Source organism: Blautia obeum ATCC 29174, from assembly GCF_025147765.1.
In the GTDB taxonomy this organism is placed as follows: domain Bacteria; phylum Bacillota; class Clostridia; order Lachnospirales; family Lachnospiraceae; genus Blautia_A; species Blautia_A obeum.
On the sequence record NZ_CP102265.1, the window covers coordinates 2,493,842 to 2,512,766 of the forward strand.

At 40.3% G+C, this 18,925-nt stretch carries 14 protein-coding genes; 1 reads left to right on the top strand and 13 read right to left on the bottom strand.

The window, feature by feature from the left end:
• Window positions 1–84: 84 nt before the first annotated feature.
• Window positions 85–1,407: a tRNA (N(6)-L-threonylcarbamoyladenosine(37)-C(2))-methylthiotransferase MtaB gene (gene mtaB, locus NQ503_RS12070; protein WP_259892575.1), complete on the bottom strand. Its 1,323-nt coding sequence runs from the start codon at window positions 1,405–1,407 to the stop codon at window positions 85–87.
• Window positions 1,408–1,576: 169 nt separating this feature from the next.
• On the opposite strand from mtaB, the gene NQ503_RS12075 reads away from it, so the two are divergent.
• Window positions 1,577–1,813 carry an HPr family phosphocarrier protein gene (locus NQ503_RS12075; protein WP_005424779.1) on the top strand — a complete coding sequence of 79 codons (237 nt, stop codon included), beginning with the start codon at window positions 1,577–1,579 and terminating at the stop codon, window positions 1,811–1,813.
• 106 nt (window positions 1,814–1,919) lie between these two features.
• Here the strand turns inward: NQ503_RS12075 and thiI are convergent, their stop codons facing one another.
• The 12 genes from thiI to NQ503_RS12135 all read right to left on the bottom strand — a co-directional run bounded on the left by thiI (window position 1,920) and on the right by NQ503_RS12135 (window position 18,668).
• Entirely contained in the window at window positions 1,920–3,101 is a 1,182-nt protein-coding gene (gene thiI, locus NQ503_RS12080; protein WP_005424777.1) for a tRNA uracil 4-sulfurtransferase ThiI, read from the bottom strand.
• A 19-nt stretch (window positions 3,102–3,120) separates the two neighbouring features.
• Window positions 3,121–4,275 carry a cysteine desulfurase family protein gene (locus NQ503_RS12085; protein WP_005424776.1) on the bottom strand — a complete coding sequence of 385 codons (1,155 nt, stop codon included), beginning with the start codon at window positions 4,273–4,275 and terminating at the stop codon, window positions 3,121–3,123.
• Window positions 4,276–4,311: 36 nt separating this feature from the next.
• Window positions 4,312–5,055, bottom strand: coding sequence for a 16S rRNA (uracil(1498)-N(3))-methyltransferase (locus tag NQ503_RS12090; RefSeq protein WP_005424774.1), 744 nt, complete (start codon window positions 5,053–5,055; stop codon window positions 4,312–4,314).
• A gap of 4 nt (window positions 5,056–5,059) precedes the next feature.
• Entirely contained in the window at window positions 5,060–6,013 is a 954-nt protein-coding gene (prmA, locus tag NQ503_RS12095; RefSeq protein WP_022388344.1) for a 50S ribosomal protein L11 methyltransferase, read from the bottom strand.
• Window positions 6,014–6,181: 168 nt separating this feature from the next.
• Complete coding sequence (dnaJ, locus tag NQ503_RS12100; RefSeq protein WP_005424768.1) at window positions 6,182–7,363, bottom strand: molecular chaperone DnaJ; 1,182 nt, start codon at window positions 7,361–7,363, stop codon at window positions 6,182–6,184.
• 140 nt (window positions 7,364–7,503) lie between these two features.
• Entirely contained in the window at window positions 7,504–9,387 is a 1,884-nt protein-coding gene (gene dnaK, locus NQ503_RS12105) for a molecular chaperone DnaK (protein WP_005424767.1), read from the bottom strand.
• A 170-nt stretch (window positions 9,388–9,557) separates the two neighbouring features.
• Entirely contained in the window at window positions 9,558–10,202 is a 645-nt protein-coding gene (gene grpE / locus NQ503_RS12110) for a nucleotide exchange factor GrpE (RefSeq protein ID WP_044925649.1), read from the bottom strand.
• 30 nt (window positions 10,203–10,232) lie between these two features.
• The gene (hrcA, locus tag NQ503_RS12115) at window positions 10,233–11,285 is read right to left on the bottom strand and encodes a heat-inducible transcriptional repressor HrcA (RefSeq protein ID WP_022388958.1); all 1,053 of its coding nucleotides are present in this window, start codon (window positions 11,283–11,285) and stop codon (window positions 10,233–10,235) included.
• A 264-nt stretch (window positions 11,286–11,549) separates the two neighbouring features.
• The gene (locus tag NQ503_RS12120; RefSeq protein WP_005424755.1) at window positions 11,550–12,707 is read right to left on the bottom strand and encodes a pyridoxal phosphate-dependent aminotransferase; all 1,158 of its coding nucleotides are present in this window, start codon (window positions 12,705–12,707) and stop codon (window positions 11,550–11,552) included.
• 120 nt (window positions 12,708–12,827) lie between these two features.
• Window positions 12,828–14,816: an excinuclease ABC subunit UvrB gene (gene uvrB / locus NQ503_RS12125; RefSeq protein WP_005424751.1), complete on the bottom strand. Its 1,989-nt coding sequence runs from the start codon at window positions 14,814–14,816 to the stop codon at window positions 12,828–12,830.
• A gap of 443 nt (window positions 14,817–15,259) precedes the next feature.
• Entirely contained in the window at window positions 15,260–17,128 is a 1,869-nt protein-coding gene (locus NQ503_RS12130) for a DNA cytosine methyltransferase (RefSeq protein ID WP_005424748.1), read from the bottom strand.
• A 103-nt stretch (window positions 17,129–17,231) separates the two neighbouring features.
• Window positions 17,232–18,668: an AAA family ATPase gene (locus tag NQ503_RS12135; protein WP_005424746.1), complete on the bottom strand. Its 1,437-nt coding sequence runs from the start codon at window positions 18,666–18,668 to the stop codon at window positions 17,232–17,234.
• Between the last annotated feature and the right edge of the window lie 257 nt (window positions 18,669–18,925).

Below are 18,925 nucleotides of genomic sequence, written 5' to 3' on the forward strand. Positions count from 1 at the left end.
CCCTTTTATTTTAATATAATTCCATATAAAATACAAGAACACATTTTCAGAACATTTTTTCTCATAATCAAATAATATATAAGCTTACACTTCTTTTGTTTCCAAAATGTGATCTCTGACAAAAGCAACTGCTTTTACTGTAACAAGGTCATTTACCCTATGTACATCCGTTTTGCTGATGACTGCACGCACATATTCTCTGCTGTGGCCTACATACCATGGTCTGCCATCAATCTCAATCTCCTCCTCCAGGAGAAGTTCCATTTTTTTTCCGATCATCGCCTCTTCATATTCTCTGGCACGAATCTCATGCAGTTCGAGCATCCGGTCGCTGCGCTGCGCCTTTGCCGCTTCAGTCAGCTGACCATCCATGGATGCCGCTTTTGTTCCATGTCTTCTGGAATATTTAAAAATATGCGTCTCATAAAAATGAATCTTCTTTACGAATTCATAAGATTCTTCAAAATCCTCTTCTGTTTCCTGTGGAAATCCCACAATCACATCTGTTGTAAGTGCAGGTGCCGGATAAAACTTGCGGATCAGTTCACATTTTTCCGCATACTCCTGTGCACTGTAACGGCGATTCATATTTTTCAAAGTTTTATTGCATCCGCTCTGCAGGGATAAATGAAAATGTGGACACACTTTTCCTGTTTTCACAATACCTTCCAGAAATTCTTCTGTGATAATTCTTGGCTCCAATGAGCCAAGACGAATCCTGCTGATTCCTTCCACTCTGCTTACTGCCTGAATCAGTGAAAGAAGACTTTCTCTTTCTTCTTTCGGGAAATCCACTCCATAGGAACTTAAATGGATTCCGGTAAGTACAACTTCCTTGTAACCTTTTGCAGCAAGTGTTTCCACTTCTCTCAGCACATCTTCGATTTTTCTGCTGCGGACACGTCCTCTCGCAAACGGAATGATACAGTAAGTACAGAACTGATTACAGCCATCCTGTACTTTAATGTATGCGCGGACATGTTCTGCGGTAGATGCTATGGAAAGTTCTTCATACTCTTTTGTATGGTTAATTTCAATCACCTGCACCTGTTTTGCATGCTCTTTTTCATATTCTTCCAAAGCTTCCACAATCTGTGTTTTCTGATTGTTTCCAAGGATCAGATCCACAGCAGTATCTTCTTTCAGTTTCTCTGTGTCAGCCTGTGCATAACAACCTGTAGCCACCACGATCGCATCCGGATTCATTTTTTTTGCTTTATGAAGCATCTGTCTGGATTTACGGTCTGCAATGTTGGTGACCGTACAGGTATTGATCACATAAACATCTGCACCTTCTTCAAAAGGAACAGTTTCATATCCTGCATTTTCCAGAAGCTGCTGCATCGCTTCTACTTCGTATGCATTTACTTTACAGCCCAGGTTATGAAGGGCAACCTTTTTTTTCATATTTTACCTCTTATATTTTCTGATAGTTTCATTTTGTTTCTTATTTTAATTGTTTTTTTGTACATACAGGCAAAAGATTAACCAAAATTTCATCTCTTTTCCCTTGACTTTTCGAGAGGGTACGGGTAAGATAAATGGCATAATAACACTAAATAGGGAGGTTCTCAAAATGAAAACATTAAAAATCTCGCTGAATTCTATCGATAAAGTGAAAGCATTTGTAAACGAGATCAGTAAATTTGACTGTGACTTTGATTTAGTATCCGGAAGATATGTAATCGATGCAAAATCCATCATGGGTATCTTCAGCCTGGATTTATCCAAACCGATCAACCTGAATATTCATGCAGAAGGAAGCACTCTTGATTCGATCATGGCAATCGTTCAGCCATATGTAATTGAGTGATCTGCACCGATTCTATTTTGAAATATCAAATATGATACAGTTATAAAACAGCTTCTTTGCTAAACGCATGAGAAGCTGTTTTTATTTCTGCCTATTTCGTTTCTGTTTACTGAATCTCAATTACTTCTGTACTTGCCAGTGCCTCTTCCATCAGCTGATCGATCTTTTCGTTTAATTTTTCTTCAGATCTGTGAATCACTTTCAGATTTGGTTTTGTAACCGGATGTTTTGCCACAAAAATAGTACAGCAGTCTTCAAATGGCTGGATGGAAGTCTCAAATGTATTGATCTTTCTGGAAATCTGTACGATTTCTTCTTTATCAAATCCGATAACCGGACGATATACCGGAAGTTCACATACTTCATCTGTTGCTGCAAGACTCTGTAAAGTCTGGCTGGCCACCTGTCCAATACTCTCCCCCGTAATCAGGCCAAGGCATTTATCCTTGCGTGCAAAATGCTCTGCAATACGCATCATATAGCGGCGCATGATGATCGTCAGTTCTTCATGCGGGCACTGATCATAGATATACAGCTGAATATCTGTAAAGTTAACTACATGAAGACGGATCGGACCACTGTAACGTGCCACAAGTTTTGCAAGATCTACGACTTTCTGTTTTGCACGTTCGCTTGTATACGGCGGAGCATGGAAATAAACAGCCTCTATCTTGACTCCACGTTTGGCGATCATATAACCAGCAACCGGACTATCAATTCCACCGGAAAGAAGAAGCATTGCCTTACCATTTGTTCCGATCGGCATACCACCTGGTCCCGGAAGTGTCTCTGAATATACATAAATCTTATCTCGAATCTCTACTGAAAGTGTCATTTCCGGATTATGCACATCTACGGATGCATCTGGGAAAGCATCCAAAATCTTTTCTCCGATTGCCGCACTTACTTCCATCGATGTGATCGGATAAGATTTCTTGGCTCTTCGTGTGTAAACCTTAAAAGAACCATTGTATCCAGGATATCTTGCTTCCATATAGGAAACGACATCTTTTGCCATCTGATCAAATCCCTGGTCTTCATAGATCACAACCGGACTGATTCCCACAATTCCAAATACACGCTGCAGTGCCTCTACTGCTTCATCAAAATCATATTTTTCCGGGCAGAAAACATATACACGCCCCTGCTCCTTAGTTACTGTAAATTCGCCTTCTACCGGCTCCAGAGCCAGTTTCATCTGTTTGACAAGTGCATCTTCAAACAGATATCTGTTTTTTCCTTTAATGGCGATTTCTGCATATTTTATCAAAAATGCATGAAATATCATATCTGGTATTTCCTCCTGTTTATTTTCTTGAATAACGTCTGAGCATCGGAACCAGAGTCTTCATGGTATCCAGGAAATAATCCGCTTCCTCGATCGTATTTTCTTCACAGAAGCTCAGTCGTACTGTACTTTCAATCTGGTCTTTTGACATTCCCATAGCACTTAATGTAGCGCTTGGTTTTCTCTTATGGCTGGAGCATGCACTTCCTGCCGAAATGTATATACCCTTGTCCTCGAGAGAATGCAGCAATACCTCACTCCGTACTCCCATAACACTGATACTCAAGATCTGCGGTGCACCTTCACGAAGTGGCATTCCGTTGATACGGATATCTTCGATTTCAGAAAGGCCTTTCGCAATATGCTCCTTTAACTGATACATGTGTTCCACATTCTCATCCAGATTTCGGTAAATCTGTCCTGCTGCCACACCAAGCCCGGCGATTCCCGGTACATTGTCTGTTCCGGAACGCATGCCACTCTGCTGTCCGCCACCAAGAATCTGTGGAATGATCTTCACTTTTTCGTTGATATACAGGAAACCGACACCCTTCGGACCGTGAATCTTGTGTCCGCTGACTGCAAGAAGATCGATCCCCATACGTTTCGGATAAATGTGGTATTTACCAAATCCCTGAATTGCATCGACATGATACAGTGCCTTTGGACTCTTCTCATGTACCATCTTCGCAATCTCTTCGACTGGCATCACAGCTCCGACTTCATTATTTACAAGCATGGTAGATACCATGATCGTATCTGGTCTTAAAACAGCTTCCAGCGCACTCATTTTTACCCTGCCCTGCGCATCTACCGGAAGATATGTGATTTCAAATCCCTGTTCCTGCAGATATAATGCCGGCTGGCTGACTGCAGCATGCTCTACGGATGTGATAATGATGTGGTTTCCGTTACGCTTATTTGCAAGTGCACCACCAATCAGCGCAAGGTTGTCTGATTCTGTACCACCTGATGTAAACAGAATTTCTTTTTCCTGCACTTTCAGAATTCCTGCAATGGTCTTTGTCGCTTCTTTTACATACTTCTCTGCTTCTACACCCTTGAGATGCATGGCAGACGGATTTCCAAAATCCTCTGTCATCGTTTTTACCACGATATCCTTTACAGAATCATAGCATCTGGTCGTTGCAGAATTGTCAAAATATACTTCCATATACTGCCTCTTTTATCTTAATCGTTTCCTGTTTTACTAATTTTCAAGCTGAAACATCAGAACTGACAAAATTGCAAGCCCTGCTGTTTCTGTGCGAAGAATACGTTTACCCAATGTGATTGGTTTTGCCCCTTCGCTGATTGCAGCTTCTACTTCTTTTTCCTCAAAACCGCCTTCTGGGCCGATAAAAATCCCAATAGACTGTCCCTGTTCAATTGCTGCAAGGATTTCTTTTGTTTCCTGCATGCCTTTGGCAAGCTCATACGGAATCAGACGAATATCCATAGATTCCGCATACTTTAGTGCTTCTTTAAAAGAAAGTACCTGGTGCACATTTGGAATCAGCATACGCTTGGACTGTTTTGCCGCACTCTCTGCAATCTGCTGCCAACGCTCTACTTTCTTCGCAGCCTTTTTGCCATCCAGCTTCACAACACAGCGTTTCGTCTCTACTGGAATGATTTCATACGCACCAAGCTCAACTGCCTTCTGTATGATCAGTTCCATCTTATCTGCTTTTGGCAGTCCCTGAAAGAGGTAGATTCTGCTCGGCAGTTCATAATCTGGTTCCTGTGCATAAATAATGTGAAGAAGCACTTCATCTGCACTGAATGCCTCTATCGCACAGCGGTATTCTTTTTGTCCACCATCACTGATCCAGACTTCCTCTCCCTGTTTCATACGAAGAACATTGGAAATATGGTTGACATCCGTTCCAATAATATGAATCTGATGTGCCGCTTCATCGATCTGATGTGGCTCTACAAAAAATCTCTGCATGAGATCAGTCCTTTCTTGCAGTTACGCATACCCACTCACCCTGTCTGGTAACTTCTACCAAGGTAAGTCCGGCTTTCTGTACTGCTTCTTTGACTACTTCCTCTTTGACATCAAGTATACCTGATGTAATGTAATATGCACCCTTCTTCATCTGGTGAACGATCACTGGTGTCAGAGGCACCAGTACATCTGCCAGAATATTAGCTGCAACAATATCGTATTTCTCATAGCCAACCTGATCCTGTACCTCTTTGTCATCAATGATATTTCCGATCATCATATCAAAAGTATCATCCACGATCTGGTTTGCTTCTTTGTTATCCTGAACTGCCGGAACCGCGCATGGATCAAGGTCTGTTCCTACAACGTGACCTGCACCAAGCTTCAACGCTGTGATTCCGAGGATACCACTTCCTGTTCCTACATCAAGAAGTTCGATACCTGGTTTAACATATTTTTTTAACTGACGGATCACAAGCTGTGTAGTTTCATGCATTCCTGTTCCAAATGCAGTACCCGGATCAATATGAAGAATCATCTTGTCCTTATCTTCTTCTTTGATTTCTTCCCATGACGGAACGATCAGGATATCATCCACATAGAACTGATGGAAAAATTCTTTCCAGTTGTTGATCCAGTCCTTATCCTCTGTCTGAGACTCTTCAATCGTACCCTCTCCAATATCCATAAATGTACGCAATTCTTCCAGGGCATTTCTGACGTCACGTAAAATTACATCCTTATCCGCATCTTCCTCCAGATAAAAATTCAAATATGCAACTCCATCATCTTCTGGACCTTCCGGCATGATATCTACAAACATCTGCGCCTTATCTTCCTCCGTCAAAGGCTGGTGATCCTGAATCTCTGCACCTTCGACACCTATTTCTGCCAATGTACAGATAATCATGTCTTCGGCATCTGTTTTGGTTTTAATCGTAAAACGATTCCATTTCATATATTATAATCTCCTGTCTTAACTTATACAACAATTGCAATTGCCTTATCGTGCAAGCACGAACAGCTTCTGTATTTTTAACCCTGCTATCTAATATACATGATAACCCAAAAAAAGAAAAGAGGGGTTTTCCCTCTTTTCCCGAAAAGTTTCTTCTATTTTATAGAATTAATCCTCAAAAGTCTCTTTGATTTTGTCCATGAAACTCTTTTTCTTCTTTTCTGATTTCTCAGATCCGTCTTTTGGCTCAGTGGCCGGTCTGTTTCCACATGCCTCATCAAACTTACGAAGAGCTTCTTTTGCCTCTTCATTCAGCTTGGTCGGTACCTGTACCACCAAAGTCACATAGTGATCACCGCGAATATTCTTATTTCTCAGGGACGGTACACCTTTACCCTTCAGACGGATACGTGTGTCTGTCTGTGTTCCCGGCTTCACTTCGTATGCCACATCGCCATCAACTGTATTGATATGGATTTCTCCACCTAGCGCTGCCTGCGCATAAGTAAGCGGGGCTGTGGAGAAGATATTCATATCCTGTCTCTGGAAGATTGGATGACGGGCTACATTCACTTCTACGAGCAAATCACCTCTCGGACCACCATTGGTTCCAGGTTCTCCTTTATCACGGATACGGATACTCTGTCCATTGTCAATACCGGCCGGAATAGAAACCTGAATCTTCTTTCTGGAAGAAGTATATCCTGTTCCACGGCAGGAAGTACATTTTTCTTTGATAATCTTACCGGTTCCATTACATTCCGGACAAGTCTGTACATTTCGAACCATGCCAAACATAGACTGCTGTGTATAGACGATCTGACCTTCTCCGTTACATTTCGGACAGGTAGTCGGCTGTGTTCCCGGCTTTGCACCAGTTCCATGACAGGTCGTACATTCATCCTTCAGAACGATCTCCAGTTCCTTGTCACATCCAAACACTGCCTCTTCAAATGTAATATTCACACGGGCGCGTAAATTTGCACCCTTCATCGGTCCATTATTGGCACGACGTCTTCCACCGCCGCCAAACAGATCTCCGAAAATATCCCCGAAGATATCTCCCATGTCTGCACCGTTGAAATCAAATCCACCAAAGCCGCCGGCACCACCGCCGCCCTGTTCAAACGCTGCATGACCAAACTGATCGTACTGGCGTCTCTTTTCTGCATCACTTAAGACACTGTATGCCTCTGTTGCTTCTTTGAACTTAGCTTCTGCTTCTTTGTCTCCCGGATTAACATCTGGATGATACTTCTTGGCTAATTTTCGATATGCGCTTTTTAATTCTGAATCACTGGCAGTCTTGCTGACACCCAGGACCTCATAGTAATCTCTTTTATCAGCCATCTTTTCTCTTTCCTATATGTTAGATTTGCGTTATTGTTCTTATGCAGCTATATGCCACACAAAATATTATTATAATCCCCCAATGCCACTCATGCAAGCATGAATGGCATCTAAGGTTTTACATCTTATTTTTTACTTTATTATACTTCCTTGTAATCAGCGTCTACGACATCATCACCGTATCCAGCTTCGTTGCCGCCCTGTGCAGCACCTGCACCAGCACCAGCTCCCGGATTCGGTCCAGCCTGACCGCCTGCCTGCTGTGTCTGCTCATACATTTTTGCGAAAAGTTTCTGAGCACTTTCCATCATCTTTTCCTGAGCAGCTTTGATATCAGCGATCTGTGCATCTGTCATTTCTGCATTTGCTGTCTGAGCAAGGAGATCTTTCAGTGCATTCAGATCTGTTTCAACTGCAGCTTTATCGTTTGCATCAATCTTATCGCCAGCTTCTTTCAGTGCATTCTCAACCTGGAATACCATAGAGTCTGCATTGTTTCTTGTGTCGATTCCCTCTTTACGTTTCTTATCCTGAGCTTCGAACTCAGCAGCTTCTTTAACTGCTTTGTCGATTTCAGAATCAGACATATTGGAACCAGCTGTGATTGTGATGTGCTGTTCTTTACCTGTTCCAAGGTCTTTTGCAGAAACATTTACAATACCGTTGGCATCGATATCAAATGTAACTTCGATCTGCGGAACACCACGACGTGCTGGCGGGATTCCATCCAGACGGAACTGTCCAAGGGATTTGTTGTCCTTCGCAAACTGACGCTCACCCTGTACAACGTTGATATCTACTGCTGTCTGGTTGTCTGCTGCTGTAGAAAAGATCTGGCTCTTCTTTGTCGGGATTGTAGTATTTCTCTCGATCAGACGAGTTGCGATACCACCCATTGTCTCGATAGACAGTGACAGTGGAGTAACATCCAGAAGAAGAATGTCACCGGCACCTGCATCACCAGCAAGTTTTCCACCCTGTACGGAAGCACCAAGTGCAACACATTCATCCGGGTTCAGAGATTTGCTTGGTTCTTTACCTGTGAGCTGTTTTACTTTGTCCTGTACTGCTGGGATACGTGTAGATCCACCTACCAAAAGTACCTGGCCAAGCTCAGAAGCTGTGATACCTGCATCTGACAGTGCACGGCGAACCGGTTCTGCTGTCTTTTCTACCAGATCATGTGTCAGCTCATCAAATTTAGCTCTTGTAAGGTTCATATCAAAATGCTTCGGTCCTTCTGCTGTTGCAGTAATGAACGGAAGGTTGATGTTTGTTGTTGTTGCGGAAGAAAGTTCTTTTTTAGCTTTTTCAGCTGCTTCTTTCAGTCTCTGAAGAGCCATCTTATCAGCACTTAAGTCTACGCCTTCTGCTTTCTTGAATTCTTCGATCATCCAGTCTGTAACTTTCTGGTCAAAGTCATCACCGCCAAGACGATTGTTACCAGCTGTGGAAAGAACTTCGATAACACCATCACCGATCTCGATAACAGATACATCGAATGTACCACCACCTAAGTCGTAAACCATGATTTTCTGTTCTTTTTCGTTGTCAAGTCCATATGCAAGAGCTGCTGCTGTAGGCTCGTTGATGATACGTTTTACATCAAGACCTGCAATCTTACCGGCATCCTTTGTTGCCTGACGCTGAGCATCATTGAAGTAAGCCGGAACTGTGATAACAGCTTCTGTTACGCTTTCTCCAAGATATCCTTCTGCATCTTTTTTCAGTTTCTGAAGGATCATCGCGGAAATTTCCTGCGGAGAGTATTTCTTGTCATCGATTGTTACACGATAATCGGTACCCATCTCTCTCTTGATGGAAGAGATTGTTCTCTCTGCATTTGTTACTGCCTGACGTTTTGCAGGCTCACCTACCAGACGTTCTCCTGTTTTTGTGAAAGCAACTACAGACGGTGTAGTTCTTGCTCCTTCTGTATTTGCAATAACGGTTGGCTGTCCACCTTCCATTACAGCTACACAACTGTTTGTTGTACCTAAGTCAATACCAATGATTTTTCCCATGATAATATTCCTCCTGTATATATTCTAAGATTATTATATATTCTAGTTTGTCCTTCCAGAATCAAGATGCTCTACGCATCTTTCGTGCTATGCACTTATGATTCTGTCAGGATCGTGCCAGAAAAAGTAAATGTCTGCTTCGCAGCCGCTTCCTTTTTCCTTGAGCACGATCAGTTTGCAACTTTTACCATGCTGTGGCGGACTACAAATCCCTTGTAGGTGTATCCTTTCTGAAGCTCCTCCACAACAATATTTTCTCCAACAGATTCATCCTCCACATGCATCACTGCATTGTGGAAATCCGGATTAAATTCTTTTCCAACAGCTTCGATCGGTTCTACTCCCATGCCTTCCATTGTAGTGGTAAACTGTTTGTAGATCTTCTGCATTCCCTCTGCAAATGGATCATCTTCCGGAGCCTGTGCAAGGCCTCTTTCAAAGTTATCTACAACCGGAAGGATCTTCTCGATGATATCCTTTGCTCCGATCACATACATGCTGGATTTTTCTTTTTCCGTACGTTTACGGAAGTTATCAAACTCAGCCATGTTACGCTTCAGCCTGTCAGTCAGATCTTCAATCTGCTGTTCCAGCTTATTGTCTTTTTTCTTTTTGCCAAAGAAAGAATTTTTTCCTTTGGTTTCTTTATCAGATTCCTTATCGTCTTCAGCTGCACTCTCGGTTTCCTCTGTGGTTTCCGTTCCTGCGGTTGCCTCCGGCGATTCTTCTACTGGTTCTGTAACAGGTTCTGTTTCCGGAAGGTCTTTCTCTGTTTCTTCCTGTACGCCAGCTTCTTTTTTATTTGTTTCTGACACGTTCTTTCTACCGCCTTTCCAGTCTGACAGCTAACTGTCTTGATTACTTTTATTTTTTTTGAATACCTCATCGAGTTCGACCTTGAGAGTCTTCAGACTATTTACTACATTTTCATAATCCATTCGTTTAGGTCCTACGATACCGATTGTTCCATGCATGCCCTCTCCCAGTTCATAAGTTGCAGTAACAACACTGCAATCTTTCATGGTAGAAATCGGAAGTTCATCTCCGATATACACCTGAACACCGGTATTGTCATCTGCCATCCGCTCCTTGACCAAATCAACCAACTGCTGTTTTTCTTCAAAAGTAGAAATCAGCTCAGTGGCTTTGGTCTTATCCGACAGTTCCGGATATTTAAAGAAGTTCGTTGCACCAGACGTATAGATTTCCAGATCGTCTTCATCGACATGAATGGTTGCTGCAACTGCATCCAACACTCTTGCTACCAGTCCACTGTGGATTCCTGCCTGTTCTTTCAGTCTGGCAATCATGCCCAGATTAATGTCCTGTATCGGCAGGCCATTCAGATTGGTATTAAGAAGAAGGTTCAACTTCAGAAGTGTCTCATCATCCATTTCTTCATCCAGATCAATGATCTGATTACGGATGACATTTCCTTCGCAGACAACCACAGCTACTAACTGCAGCTCATTGACACGGGACAGCTGAATAAATTTCAATTTATTGCCGCTGTACTGAGGAACTGAAACCATCGTCGCGTAATTGGTATTGGAAGCCAGGACACGTGCTACATTCTTAAGCACTTTTTCCATTTTATCGGTCTTCTCAATCATCAGATTACGGATTTCTGCAATTTCATCTTCCTTTTCTCTCATCAATTCATCCACATAAAGCCGATAGCCTTTATCAGAAGGGATTCTTCCTGCCGATGTATGTGGCTGAACGATGTAACCCATGTCTGTCAGGTCAGACATTTCATTTCGGATCGTTGCTGAGCTGACATTCAGGTCTGCATCCTTGGATATTGTCCTGGATCCTACCGGTTCGCCCGTTTCCATGTATGTCTTGATGATCGCTTTCAGAATTCTTTTCTTACGATCTGTCAATTGTTCATCCATGTTCTCAGCTCCTTTCCTATTAGTCTGTTAGCACTCATTAACGAAGAGTGCTAACATCTATACTGTTAAGATAGCACTGTCGTAATTGTTTGTCAACATCTAATTTATATTTTTTAAAAAAATCGAAAAAAATCACAGTACGGGCACAAATCGGGAAAATCTACCTTTCCACTCTGTTACTTTGTGTCAAAAGTACTGTGATTATGTGAATTTCTGTTCTTAATTTATTATGAATGCATTTTTTAATATGCTTCGTTTACTTTCTCAGATTCCGCTTTTACGGATAGCTTCTACAACTTCGCGGATTTTTTCCGGTGGCAGGACGAGAGCGAAACGTACATATCCTTCACCATGCGGTCCAAAGCTTGCACCAGGAGTCACAATAACACCGGCTTTTTCCATCAGTTCCATGCAGAATGCCATACTGTCTGTACGTCCTCCCGGGATTCTTGCCCATACGAACATCGTTCCCTTGCCATTCGGAAGGTCCCATCCGATTTCACGAAGGCCATTACAGAGTGCATCTCTTCTTTCCTGATACATTCTGCACTGCTCCTGCACACTTTCCAGTGGGCCATTCAATGCTGCGATCGCTGCCTTCTGAATTGGCAGAAACATTCCAAAATCGATCTGGCTTCTCAGCTTGCGAAGTGCCGCGATCACATCTGGACGCCCAACCAGAAAACTGATTCTTGCTCCTGTCACATTGAAGGATTTCGAAAGGCTGAAAAATTCCACGCCGATTTCTTTCGCTCCTTCTGTTGCAAGGAAACTTCCGCCATGTGCTCCGTCAAAGATGATATCACTATATGCGTTGTCATGAATGATCAAAATATCATATTTCTTCGCAAAGGCAATGATTTCTTCATATAATCCCGGTGTTGCAATGCTTCCTACCGGATTGGAGGGCAGAGAAACTACCATGTATTTTGCTTTCTTTGCAACTTCTTCCGGAATATCCTTTACATATGGAAGAAAGTCGTGTTCTGCCACCAGCGGATAATAGTATGGCACTGCGCCTGCCATCAGACTGCCTGCTGCAAATACCGGATAACATGGATCTGGAAGAAGAACAACATCTCCCTCATCGCAAAGTGCCATTCCAAGATGTCCCATACCTTCCTGACTGCCGTAAACAGTCATAACCATATCCGGTGTCAGATTCACATCAAAACGTTTCTTATAATAAGTACATACTGCTTCCAGAAGTTCTGGCAGATCACGAAGACTGTACTTCCAGTTATTGTCATCCATTGCCGCAGCAGCAAGTGCCTTCTTAATGTGCTCCGGTGTCTTAAAATCCGGAGTTCCCACACTCATATTATAAATTTTCATGCCCTGTGCTTCCAGTTCCATACGTCTGTTATTCAAGGCTGCAAAGATTTCTTCTCCAAATCTGTCTAATCTTTTGGAAAACTGCATATCGATTACCTCTTTCGTTTAGTGCTTGTTCCATTTTAGCACTCTCTCCATTACTGTACAAGAGTAAAGTAAAACTTTTTACAGACAGGGGGAATTTCTCTTTGAGCTTATAAACTTTTTCTATTCATCCATTTCATCGAGGCTTTTCTTCAATTCGATCATCTTGTCACGCAACTCTGCCGCCTGCTCAAAGTTGAGATCTGCTGCTGCTGCACGCATCTGTTTCTCCACCTGACCTATCAGCTTCGTCAGTTCTTTTCTTGTCATGGACTCCGGCTCTTTCTTAAGCTTGTCTTCCGTCTCGGCGACTGCCTTGGAAACCGTGATCAGATCACGAACTGCTTTCTTGATCGTAGTCGGCGTGATTCCATGTTCTTTATTGTAAGCCTCCTGAATCGTTCTTCTTCGTTCTGTCTCCTGAATGGCTTTTCGCATGGAATCTGTCATGACATCTGCATACATGATAACATGCCCCTCACTGTTACGGGCCGCACGTCCAATCGTCTGGATCAGAGAAACTTCTGAACGCAGGAATCCTTCTTTATCCGCATCAAGAATTGCAACCAGTGTAATCTCCGGAATATCCAGTCCTTCTCGCAAAAGATTGATACCAACCAGCACATCAAAGACATCCAGACGCATGTCACGAATGATTTCTGCACGTTCCAAAGTATCAATATCCGAATGCAGATAACGAACACGGATGCCGACATCTTTCATGTAATCGGTCAGATCTTCTGCCATTCGTTTTGTCAAAGTTGTGATCAAAATCTTGTGACCTTTATCGACTTCTTTATTTACTTCACTGATCAGATCATCAATCTGTCCTTCCACCGGACGAACTTCTACTTTCGGATCCAGAAGCCCAGTCGGACGAATAATCTGTTCTGCACGAAGAAGTTCATGTTCTGCTTCATACTGTCCTGGTGTCGCAGAAACAAACATAACCTGATCGAGTTTATTTTCAAATTCCGTAAAGCTCAATGGCCGGTTATCCTTCGCTGACGGCAGGCGGAAGCCATAATCTACCAGTGTCTGCTTACGGCTCTGGTCACCTGCATACATTCCTCCAACCTGTGATACAGTCTTATGAGACTCATCTATAATAAGAAGGAAGTCATCTTTAAAGTAGTCCATCAGAGTATATGGTGGCTGCCCCGGAGCAAGTCCTGTCAGATGTCTGGAGTAGTTCTCAATTCCAGAGCAGAATCCCGTCTCTTTCATCATTTCTACATCAAAATTGGTTCTCTCGGCAATTCGCTGTGCTTCGATCAACTTATCTTCACTTTTAAAATAAGAAACCTGTTCTTTCATTTCTTCAAGGATTGCGTCTGCAGCCTTCTGGATCTGGCTCTGTGGTACAACGTAATGAGATGCCGGAAAAATCGCCGCATGTTTCAGTTCATTGTGAATCTCACCGGTCAACACATCTACTTCTGTAATTCGATCAATCTCATCTCCAAAGAATTCCACACGAATTGCCCGGTCAGAATAGTTGGCCGGGAAGATTTCCAGCACATCTCCACGTACCCGGAACGTACCACGATGGAAATCCATTTCATTACGGTTATACTGAATATCGATCAGTTCTTTGATTACCTCATCCCTGTCTTTCTCCATTCCCGGACGAAGTGAGATCATCATATCAAAGAATTCTTCCGGTGCACCCAGACCATAGATACAGGATACAGAGGAAACCACAATAACATCTTTCCGTTCACAGAGAGCCGCTGTTGCAGAAAGACGGAGTTTATCGATTTCATCGTTCGTGGAAGCATCTTTTGCTATATAAGTATCCGTAGATGGAACATATGCCTCTGGCTGGTAATAATCATAATAGGAAACAAAGTATTCCACTGCGTTCTCAGGGAAGAATTCCTTCATCTCACCGTAGAGCTGTGCTGCCAGTGTTTTATTGTGCGCAAGTACCAAAGTTGGCTTGTTTAACTGGGCGATGACGTTCGCCATGGTGAAGGTCTTACCGGAACCTGTGACACCCAGCAAAGTCTCGAACTGGTTGCCTTCTTTAAAGCCTTTGACCAGTTTTTCGATTGCCTGGGGCTGGTCACCGGTTGGTTTGTATTCGGAATGTAATTCAAAATGATCCATAGCATTCTCCTGTTTTAAACAAATTTCATTTATCTAAAATTAAGATGTGTCTCTTTTAGTATGGTTGTGTTTTCAGTATATCATTACATATAAAAAAAGTACAGGGCAAACCGAATGTTTGTTCTGTACTTCTTTCTATCATTTCACATAATTTCTCCACAGTTATCCATATGCTAGAATCACATTATCTTTTTGTTCAATATATGCTGCAAGTTGTTGTCCCTTAATATAACTTGAACATGTTAACGAAATACTAAACGTCCCATCTTCATATATACATTCTTCCAGTTTCCCATAATTCATGGCTAATAGTTTGTAAGCATTGTATCTTTTTTTATCCATCTTCTGGGTTGAACATATAGTTACATAATCTCCAGTTTCATCAATAATATTATTATCTTCTAAAAAGATTCCTCATGATATTTGTTCTATACTTTTAATTTTTACTTTTCCAAATGTATCAGTATATCATCTAACATAGCTTCAAAAAACTCTGCTGTTGGCTGTTCGCCTTTTTCCTTTATATGAATCAGTTCGTTTAAATCTTTATCAGATAAACATAAAATCAACTTTCCGTTTTCCCTTAAACAACCTTTTGCTGCTAAAAGTGCATTTCTACTTGCTCCTTCTCTTGACACAATAATTGCTACACTTCTTAATGCCTTTTTATACAAATATTTTTCCGTCGTATAAATTTCTCTTTGAGTTATTTTTTCTTTATAATTTTTGAATTCAAATACTATATATTTTGTATTAAAATAATTTTGTATTGTGTTAAAGAAATCCTGATCCACTCCATTTTTGATTTTACAACATAAGTCAAAACAGTATAACTCTTCATTTGAATGCTCTTGCACAGCCCATAAGCCCAAATACTCTCCAAGTATATTTTTCAAAATTTCTGTACAAATCTTTTCATATTCCTTAAAAAATTCTTTTCCAGGTTGTATATTTTTTAACCGTTCTTCCCATGTTCTCTCCCTTTTTTCGATTTGTTTTTCTTCAAATAATTGTGGCTCTGGAATTTCTAATTGTAAATCATCTATACTATATGTTAATAACGATATAAATTCATTTTTTATATCTGAGAATTCTTCAAATAACCAAAGCAAATTTTTCACATCCCAAATATGTATCCCATATACTTCAAAACAATTTGCTTTTATTTCTTTTGAAACAACGTTTCCTATAACTAAAATTAAATTATCACCTTTTAATCGCAATAATCTTTCACATGCTCGCTTTATATTTTTTTCAATTGCATAATCACTATTGTAAATTTTTAATTCAAAGCAAATATCTTTTCCATCAACATTACATTTAAAATCACACAATTTTTCTTCTACTATATTTTTACACTTTGCGATAAGATATCTCCTAAACAACTCTGCAAATGTTTGTTCTCTCATCATATTTGACTTTTGTAAAATATTTCTTTTCAATGTATTTCCTATTTCACTTGCTATTTGTTCCATGATTATTGTATTAGGGGCATACATCAACTGTCTATACATCCACGCTTTATTTCTTGTATCAAGTTGATAATCATCTGGTAGATTCTTCAATCTTGCCAATTCTCTATGAGTTATCTTTCTGATTACTTTTTCATTCCTGACTAATGGAATCTTTATTAAATTTGTATCTGCCAAATCTGATTCTATGTATTTATTTTGTTTCCAACAAAAAAATGTATCTTTTGTGCTTATCTCATTAACACAATTACAATTAACTTTTCGATAAAATTCTTCTACAGGCTTATTTTCCAATATTTCTTCTAGAGAAAACATTTTCTTTTCATCAAAACAAGGAAATTCAAATACATCGCCTAATGATCTATGGATTGCCACCAAATAGACTCTCTTTTCTGTTATCGGTAGTCCTGTTGCCTGTTCTGTATATATTTGTTTATACTTGTAATCATATCCTCTGTTATTTATATTCCCTAACAGCTGTACAAACTTTTCCCATTTTAAACAAGCCCGGGGGATAAAAAAGCATATAATTTTTGGCTTTCTATAATCTAAAATAAATTGAATGGCATTATTGATATCTGTAGTATTTTTGGGGTTTCGACCAACTATACTTAAATCTCTATAAAAATCACATGCTAATATATCTATATCCGGCACATCTTCCAAATTGCTTGTTCCTAATTGATCCAGTTCATTTATTTCACCACTTATATTTTTCTTATAAAGTTCAATTGCCCTTCTATCCCTTTCATAAGCTGCAACAACGCTACAACCCGCATTTTCAAATCCCATCGTCATTGCACCTATACCAGCACCTAATATTATAACTTTATTCTCCATACATTCATCCTTCTATATAATCTTCATTTATATGTTTCGACCTGTTCTTCTTCATCTGTAGTTCTACTATTCCAATTCGTATAACTTCTTACTGGAGCCAAGGCTACTCCTCCTCTCTCGGTACAGAAATACTTTCTGCACTGTCGCGGCAGTCGTCAGGTGTCTGTGCAAGCACATCCGTCTGACTCGTTGCTCGCGCAAAATCGAATGTTGAAAATACCGGTATCGCACCATATCTTCCTTCCAAATATGCCTTGCTCAACACTTTATCATACCTCTCCTTGAAACGATCTAAGGAATAAATAGAGCTTGCATTTTCTGCGTTACGTTCTACAAACCAGATTTCATCCCTTCTAAAAATAGCCTGATCCATAATGGATGATTCATGTGTAGTGAACAATAGCTGCATACGCTGCTCATCATGTAGCTGCATAAACAATTGCAAAAATCGTTCTGTCAACTTCGGATGTAAACTTCTCTCCAATTCATCCACAACATAAAGAACATCATCTCGTTTATTCAACAGCATATCCATCAAATCGAATAATCTTCTTGTTCCATCTGATTCTTCATCAAAGCCAAACTCATAAAACGATTTATTATGATGCAACCGGATTGTTGTGACCTTCGGTTCAGAATGTCCTTCAACTTCGATATTAAAGAAAGTTTCCTTCGACCTCATCGTCATTCTGAATGATGGTTCTTCCTGCTCTTCCATTCTATTTTTTACATGCTGTATCATCTTATCAAATACTGATTTCGGCAATGCATTTGATAACTCATCCAATGTAATTTCTTCAATTTTCACCTGGCTGATTCCCGTATCAAATGTTTTGATCAATTTGTTAATCAGCTTCAGCGAATTATCATCATAATAATATTCCAAATCAATCAATGGCGTATCCGGTGTGATAATCGAAATATGATTCTGAATCCAATCATATACATCCCGGAAAAACAATAATTTAGATCGTGTGCTATATTTTTTTCCACGATTCATTTCTGTCAGGAACAAAGATGTTTCATTTCCTTCAAAATCATCTGCATAGGTTTCAAATTTATTTTTTTCTGTGTTTGTCAGCGTAATACCATCATTTAACACCGGACGTTTACTTCCTTCTCGTTCAAAGAGACATTTTGCTGAACCATTCTGATATAATTCATATAACCATTCTCCGGTTACTTTTCGTCTGCTTAAAACTGCGGAAAAACCATAGGCATAAAATTTGTCATCTACAGTAATCTGAATTTCAAAACTACTTTCTCGTTCCTTATTCTCCTGCCGATTCTTACAAAACATCTGTGTAGCTTCTATCGGAATACCATTACAGACACTATCTTTAAAAAATTTAAAGAACAATGCCAGATTGGTCTTTCCAGATGCATTTGCTCCATAAACTACTGCATATTTTAATAACTGGGTACTTTTTATCTTTAACCTGTGATTTGCATTTGTTCGTATTTTATTTGAGGAAATCATTGTCAGCTCTGCTGCTTTATCAAAAGATTTAAAATTTTCAACACTTACTTTTACTAACATTCTTATACACCTCCACCTTTATTATATGTTTTACTCTTCTCTCAGTCAATGTAAATTTCTTATTTAGAGATTTTTTCGTTATATATTGTTTCTTTTTCTATTTTTAACAATTTTATTTTGAGTTATGCATATAATATCAATGTATAAGTCAGCTTTTTGTAGCGACACTATTTTACTAATGCCGCTACATGAAATATTACAATAAATAAAAACTTCTAATTCTTTTTTCTTCTATCTCTCCCAGTCCATCCTTCCTG

Coding starts and splice junctions, on each gene's coding strand:
- mtaB (WP_259892575.1), bottom strand. CDS start 1,407: ATGAAAAAAAAGGTTGCCCTTCATAACCTGGGCTGTAAAGTAAATGCA.
- NQ503_RS12075 (WP_005424779.1), top strand. CDS start 1,577: ATGAAAACATTAAAAATCTCGCTGAATTCTATCGATAAAGTGAAAGCA.
- thiI (WP_005424777.1), bottom strand. CDS start 3,101: ATGATATTTCATGCATTTTTGATAAAATATGCAGAAATCGCCATTAAA.
- NQ503_RS12085 (WP_005424776.1), bottom strand. CDS start 4,275: ATGGAAGTATATTTTGACAATTCTGCAACGACCAGATGCTATGATTCT.
- NQ503_RS12090 (WP_005424774.1), bottom strand. CDS start 5,055: ATGCAGAGATTTTTTGTAGAGCCACATCAGATCGATGAAGCGGCACAT.
- prmA (WP_022388344.1), bottom strand. CDS start 6,013: ATGAAATGGAATCGTTTTACGATTAAAACCAAAACAGATGCCGAAGAC.
- dnaJ (WP_005424768.1), bottom strand. CDS start 7,363: ATGGCTGATAAAAGAGATTACTATGAGGTCCTGGGTGTCAGCAAGACT.
- dnaK (WP_005424767.1), bottom strand. CDS start 9,387: ATGGGAAAAATCATTGGTATTGACTTAGGTACAACAAACAGTTGTGTA.
- hrcA (WP_022388958.1), bottom strand. CDS start 11,285: ATGGATGAACAATTGACAGATCGTAAGAAAAGAATTCTGAAAGCGATC.
- NQ503_RS12120 (WP_005424755.1), bottom strand. CDS start 12,707: ATGCAGTTTTCCAAAAGATTAGACAGATTTGGAGAAGAAATCTTTGCA.
- uvrB (WP_005424751.1), bottom strand. CDS start 14,816: ATGGATCATTTTGAATTACATTCCGAATACAAACCAACCGGTGACCAG.
- NQ503_RS12130 (WP_005424748.1), bottom strand. CDS start 17,128: ATGGAGAATAAAGTTATAATATTAGGTGCTGGTATAGGTGCAATGACG.
- NQ503_RS12135 (WP_005424746.1), bottom strand. CDS start 18,668: ATGTTAGTAAAAGTAAGTGTTGAAAATTTTAAATCTTTTGATAAAGCA.